Genomic DNA, 13877 nt, shown 5'->3' with positions numbered 1-13877 from the left:
TCAGGAGGAAACTGACAGTATGGATATGACGATCTTAACCGATGTAGGTCAAAGACGGACAAATAACCAAGACTATGCAAATCAATATAGAAACAAAGCAGGAAAATCCATGATTTTTCTTGCTGATGGTATGGGGGGACACCGTGCCGGAAATATTGCTAGTGAAATGGCAGTCACAGACCTAGGTGCGGCCTGGGTTTCTTCTGAAATCGAGACAGTGAATCAAGTTCGGGAATGGTTTGCAGAACATTTAGAAGTTGTGAACCGTCGGATTCATTTAGCAGGTCAAGATGATGAACATAAAGGAATGGGAACAACACTGGAAGCCTTGGCTTTTGTAGAAGGACAAGTGATTTTTGCCCATGTTGGAGATTCGCGGATTAGTCTCATTCGTCAGGGCGAATACCAGCAGTTGACTAGTGATCATTCTCTTGTAAATGCCCTTTTACGAGCTGGTCAAATTACAGAAGAAGAAGCAGCCCATCATCCTCAGCGTAACATCATCACCCAATCTATTGGTCAAAAAGACGAGCTAGAGCCGGATTATGGTTTGGTAACTGTTGAAGCAGATGATTATATTTTGATCAATAGTGATGGTTTAACCAATATGATCGGCCCTGATGAGATCAGAGACATTGTCTTGAGTGATGTTTCGCTAGAAGAAAAAGCTCAAACCTTGATTCGTTTTGCCAATAATGCTGGAGGTTTGGATAATATCACCGTTGTACTGCTCCACTTCACTGAGGAGGACGCAGCATGATTCAAATCGGCAAAATTTTTGCCGGACGATATAAAATCATCCAACAAATTGGACGCGGTGGGATGGCAGATGTTTATCTTGCTCGTGATTTGATTTTAGATGGTGAAGAAGTTGCAGTCAAGGTACTGCGTACGAATTACCAGACGGATCCCATTGCAGTTGCACGTTTCCAGCGTGAAGCAAAAGCGATGGCAGAGCTGGACCATCCAAATATCGTTCGGATTACAGACATTGGCGAAGAAGAAGGGCAGCAATACCTCGCAATGGAATATGTTGCAGGTTTAGACTTGAAACGCTATATCAAAGAAAATGCACCTTTATCAAATGAAGAAGCTGTTCGTTTGATGGGGGAGATTCTTCTCGCTATGCGTCTTGCCCATACGTGTGGCATTATCCATAGAGATTTAAAACCACAGAATGTCCTCTTGACACCAGATGGAACAGCGAAAGTTTCAGACTTTGGGATTGCAGTGGCCTTCGCAGAGACAAGTTTGACCCAGACCAACTCGATGTTAGGGTCGGTTCATTATTTGTCTCCTGAGCAGGCGCGTGGATCAAAAGCTACGGTGCAAAGTGATATCTATGCGATGGGGATCATTTTCTATGAGATGTTGACGGGACACATTCCTTATGATGGAGATAGTGCGGTTACGATTGCACTGCAGCATTTTCAAAAGCCTCTCCCTTCTATTCGTGAGGAAAATAAGAATGTTCCACAAGCTCTAGAAAATGTAGTGATCAAAGCGACAGCTAAAAAACTGACGGATCGCTATAAGTCAGTGGCAGAGATGTATGTGGATCTTTCAAGTTGCTTGTCCTATGAGAGAAGAAATGAGAAAAAACTGGTTTTTGAAGACCAAGCGAAAGCTGATACAAAAACCTTGCCGAAAGTGACTCCAACTCCAAAGACGGCTCCTGTTCCAATCTCTGAAGTGCGCAGTGAAATTAGTTCGGTTGATCCGAATCGACCATTATCTGACCAGCAGCCAATAGCGCCAAGTAAAAAACCAAGAAGACGCTTACGAGCACGCTACAAGGTTTTATTTGTTGCCATTGCTCTAGTCCTTGCAGCCTTTACCTTCTTGTTGTATATGAGCCCAGCCAATAAAACAGTTCCGGATGTTTCTGGCAAGACTATTGCTGAAGCAAGAGCAGTTATTGAGGGACAAGACCTTCAAGTTGGTGAAGAAAAAGAAGAGTACAGTGATTCGGTTGCGGAAGGCTATGTCATTCGAACCAATCCAAATGCAGGAGCTCAAAAGAAAGAACAAAGTCGCATTGACTTGATTGTTTCAAAAGGACCGAGCAGCTTTGAAATGCCAAATTACGTGGGAGAAACGCGGGCGACAGCAGAAGAGGATCTAAAAAATACTTATAAAGTATCTAGCAAGATGATTACGATTGAGGAAGTTGAGACCTTCGAATATGCTCCAGGGACAGTTTTAGAGCAAACGCCAGCAGCCGGAGAACAATATTCTCTTAATTCAAAGACTAAGATTGTTTTAAAAGTAGCCAAGGAAACGACTTCTATTGAGATGCCAAGTTATATTGGATCAACATATGACTTTGCCCGAAGCAATCTGGTTGAAATCTATGGTATTAAAGAAGCCAATATCGAATTAAGGAAAACAGAACACCTCCCTGACGGGGTATTGGTTTCTGCAGGTCAAATTGTCAGTCAAACTCCAGAAGTTTCCAGTACGGTGGATATTAACCGGACACGAATTGTCTTGACGGTATATGAGCCTAAAGTGACAGCTTCTTCGAGTACAAAAGCCTCATCAAGTTCAGAAACATCTAGTTCTTCTTCTACGGAACGATCGGATACAGAAACCTCTAGCAGTAGTAGTTCAACAGATACAGATTAAAAAATGAATTTCAGACTCAGATATATTTCTGAGTCTTTTTCTGTTTTTTTGTTTCTATGTCGTGATTTTTAAATTTCCCTATTGAGGGAAAAACTTTAAGAGTGCTGGAAGAAACGATATTTTGGAGTTTTTGTAGAAGGCATGTGAATCCCTTAACAATCAAGGAGTTTCAGCTTTGGAAAAATAAAATGGTCAATTAAACATAAGTTAATTTGAGGTTGGAAATAGATTGATTATCAAATTATTTGCTTTCGCTATAGGCTCATGCGATAATCTGCCTGAAAGGTGATCAAAGAGTAAAAATGTCGTTCAGACCTATTTTGATAGGGAACTGGCTAACAAAGAGATTTTTTTCCACTATTTGAAAAGGCCTTAACAACTAGTGGAGATAAATGTCGTGAACCAAGATGAGGATAGGTGGAATGACTTTTGAAATATGTGCACATAGTTGATGTATCTTTCACCTATACTTTCCAAATGGAGATTATTTAAATGGACAGAAAATATAGAGTGGTTAGTCGAGCAATTTTAGCAACAGCAATGATTGTCCCGGCTTTTATAGCAACAAAAGTAGCAGCAGAAAACAGAGGATGGAATAGCTACTCTTATGGTGCAAACTATTATAACTATGCTTATAATAACTGGAATGGTTATAACGGATATAATTCATGGACCTACAGTTATGGGTATCCGAATTGGAACTATTATTATGGCTATAACTATGGTTATCCTAACTGGAATAGTTATTATGGGTACTCAAATAGTTATTCTTTAGAAAATGATGAAAACTACATTTACTGGAATGGTAATCATTATTATCGAATGAGTGACGGCACTTACCGGATCTACCGTAATGGCCAGTGGCAGCCTTTGACCAATCGTAACAACTCTAGAAATAACCTAGCCAACGATCCTCATTACCTTTATGAGAATGGTTACCATTACTATTTATTAGAGAATGGGGATTACTATTACTATCAAAATGGTAAGTGGGTTTTTGTGAAGAATTCTAGCGAAACAGAAAATCCTGTAACGCCGGATACTCCGACACCTACTCCAACACCGACCCCAAATCCAACTCCAACACCAGAGGAGCCAAACCCATCTGATAAACCAGATCAACCGGTGGAACCATCCGAACCAGCTACACCTGAAGATACAGGTAACTTGGTCTTCCCTGAGAATCCGCCATTCGTAGGTGCAGATGGTGAGTTTGATCCATTCACTCCAACTCCAGAGAATCCAGCTGAGCCGAAACCAGAAGTGCCGGTTCAACCAGAAGTACCTGGCAATGACGGTTTGGTAACAACTGACCAGCCAAGTGAAAACCAAATTCCATCATATGTTGAAATCCCAGCTGAAGGATTAGAACACCTCCCTTGGGCACCAAACGGACGAGTACCTAAGTTGGTCTACCCACCTGGTAAGCCAGGATCAGCCGCTTTGCGTAGCGATAAGAACTATTACTTTGATGGGACTACTCATTACTACTATGTTCCATCCGATACTGAAGCTACAGGATATTCCGCATACTGGAAGTGGATTGATGGTAAATGGAAACTTCAAGGGATGACAGATCCTAATGACCCTGTCATTGATCCAAAATTCCATGAAGATGCTAAAGATGATGAGTATGCTTATAGCGATCGTGACTCAAGCGTCAAGCTCTACTCTACAAATCTTGTAGAAACTGCTAAAGCTGGCCAAGCTCTCCCATTCAAGAACGTGGATGAATTTAAGGACTATGTCATGAAGAAAATGAATCCTAAATTTATTGATAATGCTGGATGGGATGCTAAAGTAGAATGGGAAATCGAAGATCCGGAACTCTTTGAGCAATCAAAAGAAAACCCATGGGCGAAAGACTATGTTTTAATTGCTAACTTGAAGAGTGGTGTTGACGAAAAAGAATACAAGGATGTTGAATTCGGTTATGTGAAATTCGTTTATCGTGTAGAAGCAACAGACGACACAAACTATGTCTACTTAGAAAAAGCTAAAGAAGCTTTTGCTAAAATCAATGAACTAAGAAAAGCTCAAGGTTTGAAAGAATTGACTTGGTCTGATGATGTCTACAACTCACTCGCTTTGCCAAAAGCTAACCAAATTTCACGCCAATATGATAGCACAGGTTTCGTAGCTCGTCGTGAAGAAGATCCAGCAACTGTGGCAACGAAATGGTTCAACAGTGGCTTGCGTGAATTGTTACTAGATCCAAATGTAACTGAAGGTGCGGTGGCAGCAGTTGTAAATGGAGATGGTTACTATTACTGGGCTTACAATTATAAATAATGCCTCTAGACAATCGCTATCGGATGAATAGATACTATTTCCGATATAGAGGACACCCAAAGGATTTTATCTTTTGGGTGTTTTTTTGCTCTTCGTATTATCCAACCACAGACGGAAGTCAAATAAGGAAAAATTTGATAAAATAGGAAAAGATGAGGTAGACTATGTGGAAAATACAAATTTTTATTTTCGTTGAAGCCATTTTATTAACGCTAGCAGCCATTACCATTTTATCAGTCGATTTCTCCAGATTCATTGTTTTGATGGTGCTCTTTTTGCTCCTTCTGTATTACTATTTTGGCAAACAAAAAGCAAATTTTCTATTAATCTCACTGAGTGTGCTCCTATTTTTTATCGTGATGCTGAATCCTTTTGTGATTGCGGCCATTTTATTTGCGGTTATTTATGGTTTATTGATCGCCTACCCTTATATGTATAAGGAAAATGAAGCAGTTGTGCTCGATGTCGAAGAGGATATAGAAATTCGTCAGGAAAAAACACGATGGATAGGTGATTTGCATCATTTTTCAAAGCAAAGTCGAGGTTATCGAGATCTGAGTATGCTCCGTGTTTTCGGAAATGACACCCTTCATTTGGAAGAGGTTGCGATTTGCGATTGGGACAATGTTATCATTATTCGCAAAGGTTTTGGAAATACAAAAATCATCTTACCGATTGATTTGGAGTTGCATTTACAAATTAACACCCTATATGGAGATCTAAAATTTTTAGACTTACCTGTCCGAAAAATGAGGAATGAAACGTTAGATATTGAAACAGTAAATTATCGGAGGTCCCATCGCTCTATAAAAATTGTGATAGTTGGTATTGTTGGGGATGTAGAGGTGGTGCGCCCATGAAGAAGCTAGATTATATCCTACTGTACTTCTATTCCCTAATGGTAGTCGCAGTCATTTGTCATACCATTTTTCATTTTGTTGGTTTTCAGTGGAGCAAACTTGTATCGAATCTATCCTTGCTTCAATCATTCCTATTTTTAGTTTTTAGCTTGACGTTAGCATTAACGGCTTTAGTTCTCTTGATTATAAAGATCACGCAATTTGTGACAGTTCATGCGGTACAACAAAAGGTGGAAGCTATTATGAATGGTTCCCAGCAAAAAGAAATTGCTCCTAAAGAACTGAACCAACAGCTGGATTTGTTGGATAGCAAATTGCATCGACTAGAAGAAAATTTACAGAGAAGTGAAAATCGTGTCATGCGAAATGAAGAAGAAATCATAGAAACAGAGCGCAAGCGGATAGCGCGTGATCTCCATGATACGGTTAGTCAGGAACTATTTGCAGCCAATATGATTTTATCTGGAGTGGCAGCACAGGCCCTTGAGATAGAGAAAAAACAGATTCAGCAGCAATTAAATGGGGTATCGGATATTTTGGGAACAGCCCAAAATGATTTGCGTGTCTTGCTTTTGCATCTTCGTCCCACAGAATTGGAAGGGAAAAGCCTGGTAGACGGAATGAAGATGATTTTTAGAGAACTGAAAGAAAAGAGTAATTTAAAAGTTGACTTCAAATACAATGAACTAGCTCTGCCAAAAGATATGGAAGAACATCTCTTTCGGATTGTGCAAGAAATTGTTAGTAATACACTGAAACACGCTAGAGCTCATCAAATGGATGTCTTTTTGTACCAGGAAGGAAAACAACTTCATTTACGGATGGTAGATGATGGCATTGGTTTTGAACAGGAAAAATTGGAACGATTGAGTTATGGGTTGAAAAATATTCAAGAGCGCGTGGAAGATATGGCGGGAACAATTAAAATCCGAACGAGTCCTCAAAAAGGAGTGGCAGTGGATATCCGTGTTCCCCTTCTTATAAAAGATAAAAATGAAAAGGAAACTGTATGAAAGTATTATTAGTAGATGACCATGAAATGGTTCGACTTGGTTTAAAGAGCTTTTTGTCCATGCAGACCGATATTGACCAAGTATTAGAGGCGCAAAATGGACAAGAGGGAGTTGAGTTAGCCCTGCAAGAACGACCAGATGTCATTATCATGGACATTGTGATGCCAGAACTAAACGGCATTGATGCAACACTAGCCATCTTAAAAGAATGGCCCAAAGCCAAGATTGTTATTTTGACCTCTTATTTGGATAATGAGAAAATTTACCCTGTACTAGATGCCGGTGCCAAAGGTTATATTTTAAAGACCTCGTCAGCAACGGAGATCTTACAGGCTGTCCGGAAGGTTGCAAAAGGAGAATTTGCGATTGAGACTGAAGTCAGTCAAAAAGTTGAGTCACGCAAGAACCATGCTGAATTGCATGATGACCTAACAGCTAGAGAACGGGATATTCTGGCTTTATTGACGAAAGGATATGAAAATCAACGCATAGCAGATGAACTCTTTATTTCTCTGAAAACAGTGAAAACCCACGTTTCCAATATTTTATCGAAACTAGAAGTTAGTGATCGGACACAAGCAGTCGTTTATGCTTTCCGTCACCATCTGGTGAATCAGGAAGATTTTTAAGTTGAAACATGCTATAATAGAGCAAGGAAAATAGGGGGAGACAAGTGGACGCAAAATTACGTTATAAAGCAAAAAAAGTAAAAATCGTCTTTTTTGATATTGATGATACGTTACGTGCAAAAGAAACGGGATTGATCCCAGAATCTGTCAAAGATGTCTTTCATCAGTTGAAAGAAAAAGGAATTCGAACAGGGATTGCAACCGGCAGAGGGGTTTTTGGGGTTGTTCCTGAAATTATGGATTTAAAACCTGATTTTCTAGTAACCTTAAACGGTGCCTATATAGAAGATGCAAAAGGAACTGTCATTTACCAATCACCAATTCATGAAGCAATCGTTTCTTCTTTTGTGGATTGGGCCAAAGAATCCGAGATTGATTATGGGTTAGTGGCTAGTCATCAAGCGGCTCTGTCCAATCGGACACCCTTGATCAGTGATGCTATTGACATTATTTATCCCAACCTACCAGTAGATCCAGATCTGCATTTGAAAGAACCCATTTTCCAAATGTGGACCTTTGATGAACATGATAGTGAGTTAGAGTTACCGGATTTCTTGCAAGAGGACTTACGCCTAGTATCCTGGCATCCCCATTCGTCAGATGTTGTTCGCTTTGAAGCTTCAAAAGCTTCCGGAGTTTCTCAGCTTGTCAATCAATTGGGCTTGAAGCCAGAGAATGTTTTAGTATTTGGGGATGGATTAAATGATCTCGAACTGTTTGAGTATGCTGGGATTAGTATCGCAATGGGAAAATCTGCCCCAGAGTTACAAGAAAAAGCTGATTATATCACTAAGAATTTGGAAGAAGATGGCATTTTCTATGCCTTAGAGGAATTAAATATGGTTGAAAAAGAATTGACGTTACCACAGTTGGAACTTGGTGCGGTTGAAGGTCCTGTCGCTGTGATCAAAACCAATCACGGTGAGATGAAAATTCAATTGTTTTCAGATCAAGCGCCAAAAACAGTTGCAAACTTTGTAGCTCTTGCTAAGTCTGGCTATTATGATGGTGTCATTTTCCATCGGATTATTAAAGATTTCATGATCCAAGGGGGAGATCCAACAGGTACTGGTATGGGTGGTGAGTCCATTTATGGTGACAGCTTCGAAGATGAATTTTCAAAAGAATTGTACAATATTCGTGGAGCTCTTTCGATGGCCAATGCTGGACCAAACACGAATGGCAGCCAATTCTTTATTGTACAAAATCAACATCTCCCATACTCGAAAAAGGAATTGGTCCGCGGTGGCTGGCCTGAAAAAATTGCCGAAATCTATACGACAGAAGGAGGGACTCCTCACCTAGATCAACGCCATACGGTATTTGGTCAATTGATGGATGAAGCTTCGTTTGCTGTATTAGATGAGATCGCGGTTGTTGAAACAGGTATGATGGATAAGCCGGTAGAAGATGTCGTGATTCAAACCATCGAAATTGAGGACTAATATGAAAATTGGAGATAAGTTAGAAGGAACCATCACAGGAATTCAACCTTACGGCGCCTTTGTCGAACTAGAGTCGGGTGTGACGGGCTTGATTCATATCTCAGAGATTAGAAGTGGTTATGTAAGTAATATTCAGGATATTCTGTCGATTGGGGAGAAGGTCTTTGTTCAAGTCATCGATGTTGATGAATATACCAACAAAGCTAGCCTCTCTTTGAGAACGCTTGAAGAGGCCCCGCAACGAATCATTCGACATCATCGCTTTTCTAATGACCGTCACAAGAGTGGTTTTGCTCCCTTGGCCCAACAGATGCCGTCTTGGGTCAAAGAAGGAAAAGTATTCTTTAGCAAACAAGAGAAAAAATAAAAACTTCGCTAGGTGAATAGAACCTAGCGAAGTTTTTTGGTACAGAATATTATTCAAATTCGTAAAGTGTAGTAGAAAGGTAGCGTTCCCCATTATCTGGTGCAAGAGCAAGAACTTTTTTACCGCTGCCTAGTTCTTTGGCTACTTCAATAGCAGCAAAGATAGCTGCGGCACTTGAAATACCGACTAAGAATCCTTCAGCTCCACCGATAGCGCGTGCAAGTTCGAAAGCTTCTTCTGAGGTAACACGACGGACCCCATCATAGGCGTTGGTATCTAAGGTATTCGGAACAAATCCAGCTGAAATACCTTGGATTTTGTGAGGTCCAGGTTTTTCACCAGAAAGAACTGCAGATTCATTGGCTTCAACGGCAAAGACTTTCACATTTGGGTTGTTCTTTTTCAAGGTATGTGAAATACCAGAAACTGTTCCACCAGTACCTACACCTGCCACAAAAGCATCGAGGCCATCTTTTCCAAAGGCATCAACGATTTCTTGTCCAGTTGTTCTTTCATGGACTTCTGGGTTAGCAGGGTTTTCAAATTGAAGAGGAAGGAAGCCATTTCGTTCTGCAGCGATTGCTTCAGCTTTAGCGATTGCACCTTTCATTCCTTCACTTCCAGGAGTCAAAACGAGTTCAGCCCCGTAGGCTTGGATAATTTTACGACGTTCCACACTCATCGTTTCAGGCATGACAATCACGACATTATAGCCTTTAGCTGCACCAACCCATGACAGACCAATCCCTGTATTCCCACTAGTTGCTTCGACAATCGTATCACCTGGTTTGATCAAGCCATCCGCTTCAGCTTTTTCAATCATGCTCAAAGCAATCCGGTCCTTGACAGATGATCCAGGATTGAAAGCTTCTAATTTGACATAGACATCTGCAGCTCCTTCAGGAACAAGTCGGTTCAATTTGACAATCGGTGTGTGTCCAATCAATTCTGTAATGTTTTCATAAATAGCCATAATTTACCTCAGTTCTAGGTTTTCTTGATACTAACCAGTATAGTCCCTTGTGGAAAGAATGTAAAATATAGAAATTTTATGGGTGTGATAAAAAAAACCTATCGTTGCCAATAGGTCTTGTATATTCCAAATAATTTATTCATTTTCAAGGGAAAGAAGGGGTACTTCAACCTCACGAATTCCTTGATCCTCAATAATGACTTTTCCATTATAAAATTCGACTAAAGCTGCTGTGATAGAAGGTGTGTCTTCTTTGTCTACAAAAATAGTTGTCATCACCTGATCTGTGAACATCGGATCTTGTTCTGCCAATTGATGGTCTTTTAAGAAATTAGCAAATTCTTGGTATTGGGAATAAGAAAGTGTGATCCCAAGAACCACTTGCTCTTTGATTTCTACCAGTCCAATTTCTCGAACTGCTTGTGCCACACTTCCAGCATAAGCACGAATCAGACCGCCAGCACCTAATTTAATACCTCCGAAATAGCGGGTAACCACGACGCAACTATTAGTGATGTGATGATTCTCCAAAACTCCTAACATCGGTACCCCAGCTGTTCCGCTAGGCTCTCCATCGTCACTGGTCCGTTTGATGTCACTTTGTTCCCCAATGATGAAAGCAGAGCAGTTATGTGTAGCCTTATAGTGTTCCTTTTTGATGGCATTGATAAAATCTCTAGCTTCCTCTTCAGAGGAGACTCGCTTGACATGACAAATGAATTTTGATTTTTTGATTTCTTCTTGAACAGTGCCGTTCTCTTTAAATGTAACATATTCCATATTCTTATTTTACAAAAAAAGAATGATTTTCTCCAACTTTTGCGAATTAATAAGTATGAAGATAGAAGATTCTTATGGAAGACTCTTAACGGAGAGTCAAATGACAAATGATCTAAAAGAAATTGCTCAAGAACTTCCAGCTATAGAAAAACAGAATGGAAGGTACCAATGTTTTCGATGTGGCAGTTTGATTGATCAAAAACTTTGGAAGTTGAGTGAGGAGGTGCTGTATTGTAGAGCCTGTATCCAATTGGGAAGGATCCGGAGTGATCAAAAACTTTATGCTATTGCACAGCGAGACTTTGAAGGTCAAGAGGTGCTAAACTGGAAAGGAACCTTGACTTCCTATCAACAAGAGGTATCTGAAGGACTTATCCAAGCAGTTAAAGCAGGAAAACATGCCTTGGTACATGCTGTGACAGGGGCTGGAAAAACGGAAATGATGTACCAGGTTGTGGCAAGAGCAATCCAAAAAGGACAAGCAGTCTGTATTGCAACTCCAAGAATTGATGTCTGTATTGAATTATACGGAAGGATGAAAGAAGATTTTTCCTGCCCGATATCGTTGCTTCACGGGGAATCAGACCCCTATTTTAGAACTCCCTTGGTAATCTCGACAACCCACCAATTGTTAAAGTTCTATCAGGCCTTCGATCTCCTTATCATAGATGAGGTAGATGCATTTCCTTATGTAGACAATCCTATATTATATAAAGCAGTACAGAATGCAGTAAAGAAAAACGGAAATACTCTTTTTTTAACTGCAACCTCTACAGATGAATTGGATAAAAAAGTCAAGAAAAAAGAAATTATTCGTTATAGCCTTCCAAGAAGATTCCATGGTAACCCCTTAGTGGTACCTGAAATAAAATGGGTATCAAAAATTAGAGAAAAAATAGAAAAAGGAAGAATACCTAACGAATTATTGAAACTAATCAAGAAACAAAGACAGACACATTACCCTCTGTTAATCTTTGTATCTGAAATTGAATTAGGCCAGCAATTTACAGAGAATGTAAAAAAATACTTCCCTGAAGAAAAAGTAGGTTTCGTATCCTCTCAGACAAGGGATCGTTTGCAAATTGTGGAAGAGTTTAGAAAAAAAGAAGTGACCATTCTCGTCTCGACGACTATTCTAGAAAGGGGGGTTACTTTTCCGTTTGTAGATGTCTTCGTTTTAGAAAGTAATCATCGCTTGTTTACTAAAAGTGCACTTGTACAAATCTCAGGAAGGGTTGGTCGAAGCAAGGAAAGACCAACAGGACAATTACTTTTTCTATCAGATGGCACAACAAAAGAAATGAAGAAAGCAATAAAGGAGATAAAAGGGATGAATCAGGAGGCCGGCTTTTGAAATCATGTTTACTTTGTGATAAAGAGTTTAAAAGAAGTGAAGATTTTAGAGAACTTATCTTATTGAAAACAAAGGAAGAATGGATTTGTAAAGAATGCAAAGAACAATTTGAAGCAATCAGTGACGTCCACTGTCCTAAATGTTTTAAAGATAAGGAAGAGAAGGAATGTAAAGATTGTAAATACTGGAGTAAAAAAGGAAATAAAGTTCAACATGAAGCTTTGTATAGATACAACGAAGCGATGAAGGAATATTTTAAACGATATAAGTTTGAAGGAGATCGCTTGTTAGGGACCATATTTGCAAATGATATTAAAAAAGCTATGAAAAAGTATAAAAGCTATACCATCCTAACAACTCCTATTAGCCATGAAAAGAAAGAGGAGAGGGGCTTCAATCAAGTTTCAACTATACTAGACTATGCAGATATAAAGTACAAGAATCTATTCAAAAAAGAGGATAGCCTAGCTCAATCAAAAAAGAGAAGAGTAGAAAGATTACAAACTTCACAGCATTTTCAGTTAAGAGAAGATGTGTCGACAGAAGAAAGATATCTTATATTTGATGATATCTATACTACTGGCAAAACTATCGAATTAATGAAACGCCTATTGCTTGAAAAAGGAGTGAAAGAAATAAAAACATTTTCAATTGCAAGGTAAAAAAAGATTTGCAAAATGTTTATGAAAGCGTTATAATATACATATAAATAAAAACATAATGTTTAGAAAGTAGGTACTTATATGATTAAATATAGTATCCGTGGTGAAAACCTAGAAGTAACAGAAGCCATCCGCGACTATGTCGTTTCTAAACTCGAAAAGATTGAAAAATATTTTCAGGCAGACCAAGAGCTAGACGCTCGAGTAAACTTAAAAGTTTACCGTGAAAAGACCGCAAAAGTAGAAGTAACAATTCCACTTGGATCAATTACTCTCCGTGCGGAAGATGTGTCTCAAGATATGTATGGTTCAATTGATCTCGTTGTAGATAAGATTGAACGTCAAATTCGTAAGAACAAAACAAAAATTGAAAAGAAAAATCGTGTTAAATCTGGTGCAGGGAAACTCTTCACAGATGCAGTTGTAGAAGAAGCGGCAACAACAGAAAAAGTTGTTCGTTCAAAAACAATTGATCTGGAACCAATGGATATAGAAGAAGCGATCCTTCAAATGGAACTGCTATCTCATGATTTCTTTATTTATCGAGATGCAGAAGACAATACAACCAATGTTATTTATCGTAGAGAAGATGGAGACATCGGTTTATTGGAAGTTAAAGAGTAATTAATCCTAAAAATAGATTATAATATAGAAAGAAAACCGGAGCTAATTAGCTCCGGTTTTCTTTCTATCAAATGCTTTAGCAAGTAGAAAGAAAAACTTTTTTCAAAAAAATAAAATTTTTTCAAAAAAGTTATTGACAATTAAAAGTGTACGTGATATACTAATATAGTTGTCGCGAGAGAGCGACAAAGACCTTTGAAAACTGAACAAGACGAACCAATGTGCAGGGCGCTATAACGGAAGTTATAGT

The 13877-nt window shown here is 39.1% G+C and carries 13 protein-coding genes; 11 read left to right on the top strand and 2 right to left on the bottom strand.

Going from position 1 to position 13877, the window contains the following annotated elements; all coding sequences use genetic code 11:
• Positions 1-19 precede the first annotated feature (19 nt).
• From QM830_RS10145 to QM830_RS10110, 8 genes are all read left to right on the top strand, one after another.
• Entirely contained in the window at positions 20-760 is a 741-nt protein-coding gene (locus tag QM830_RS10145; protein ID WP_414326865.1) for a Stp1/IreP family PP2C-type Ser/Thr phosphatase, read from the top strand.
• Positions 757-2628: a Stk1 family PASTA domain-containing Ser/Thr kinase gene (gene pknB, locus QM830_RS10140; protein ID WP_414326863.1), complete on the top strand. Its 1872-nt coding sequence runs from the start codon at positions 757-759 to the stop codon at positions 2626-2628. Before QM830_RS10145 ends, pknB begins: the two co-directional genes overlap by 4 nt.
• Before the next feature lie 492 nt (positions 2629-3120).
• The gene (locus QM830_RS10135; protein WP_414326861.1) at positions 3121-4920 is read left to right on the top strand and encodes a CAP domain-containing protein; all 1800 of its coding nucleotides are present in this window, start codon (positions 3121-3123) and stop codon (positions 4918-4920) included.
• Positions 4921-5084: 164 nt separating this feature from the next.
• Positions 5085-5780, top strand: coding sequence for a cell wall-active antibiotics response protein LiaF (gene liaF, locus QM830_RS10130; RefSeq protein WP_009732341.1), 696 nt, complete (start codon positions 5085-5087; stop codon positions 5778-5780).
• Positions 5777-6793, top strand: a complete 1017-nt coding sequence (locus QM830_RS10125; RefSeq protein WP_414326859.1) for a sensor histidine kinase — start codon at positions 5777-5779, stop codon at positions 6791-6793. The genes liaF and QM830_RS10125 overlap by 4 nt, the downstream gene beginning before the upstream one ends.
• The gene (locus tag QM830_RS10120; RefSeq protein ID WP_009732343.1) at positions 6790-7422 is read left to right on the top strand and encodes a response regulator transcription factor; all 633 of its coding nucleotides are present in this window, start codon (positions 6790-6792) and stop codon (positions 7420-7422) included. The genes QM830_RS10125 and QM830_RS10120 overlap by 4 nt, the downstream gene beginning before the upstream one ends.
• Positions 7423-7466: 44 nt before the next feature.
• The gene (locus tag QM830_RS10115; RefSeq protein ID WP_414326857.1) at positions 7467-8867 is read left to right on the top strand and encodes a bifunctional Cof-type HAD-IIB family hydrolase/peptidylprolyl isomerase; all 1401 of its coding nucleotides are present in this window, start codon (positions 7467-7469) and stop codon (positions 8865-8867) included.
• A 1-nt stretch (position 8868) separates the two neighbouring features.
• Positions 8869-9234, top strand: a complete 366-nt coding sequence (locus QM830_RS10110) for a S1 RNA-binding domain-containing protein (protein ID WP_414326855.1) — start codon at positions 8869-8871, stop codon at positions 9232-9234.
• A gap of 49 nt (positions 9235-9283) precedes the next feature.
• Here the strand turns inward: QM830_RS10110 and cysK are convergent, their stop codons facing one another.
• Entirely contained in the window at positions 9284-10207 is a 924-nt protein-coding gene (gene cysK, locus QM830_RS10105) for a cysteine synthase A (RefSeq protein WP_009732346.1), read from the bottom strand.
• A gap of 135 nt (positions 10208-10342) precedes the next feature.
• Positions 10343-10987 carry a YigZ family protein gene (locus QM830_RS10100; protein ID WP_414326853.1) on the bottom strand — a complete coding sequence of 215 codons (645 nt, stop codon included), beginning with the start codon at positions 10985-10987 and terminating at the stop codon, positions 10343-10345.
• Positions 10988-11042: 55 nt separating this feature from the next.
• Here QM830_RS10100 and QM830_RS10095 point away from each other — a divergent pair, with 55 nt between their 5' ends.
• The 3 genes from QM830_RS10095 to hpf all read left to right on the top strand — a co-directional run bounded on the left by QM830_RS10095 (position 11043) and on the right by hpf (position 13627).
• Positions 11043-12341 (top strand): DEAD/DEAH box helicase, encoded by a 1299-nt coding sequence (locus QM830_RS10095; RefSeq protein ID WP_414326851.1) that lies wholly within the window; start codon positions 11043-11045, stop codon positions 12339-12341.
• A complete protein-coding gene (locus QM830_RS10090) occupies positions 12338-13003 on the top strand; it encodes a ComF family protein (protein ID WP_414326849.1) in 666 nt (221 codons plus the stop codon). Before QM830_RS10095 ends, QM830_RS10090 begins: the two co-directional genes overlap by 4 nt.
• Positions 13004-13084: 81 nt before the next feature.
• On the top strand, positions 13085-13627 hold the full coding sequence (gene hpf, locus QM830_RS10085; RefSeq protein WP_414326848.1) for a ribosome hibernation-promoting factor, HPF/YfiA family: 543 nt from the start codon (positions 13085-13087) through the stop codon (positions 13625-13627).
• The last annotated feature ends 250 nt before the right edge of the window (positions 13628-13877 follow it).

The sequence above is a fragment of the Streptococcus sp. OMI750 genome (assembly GCF_047463895.1).
GTDB lineage: Bacteria > Bacillota > Bacilli > Lactobacillales > Streptococcaceae > Streptococcus.
This window is presented reverse-complemented; position numbering and strand designations above follow the sequence as displayed.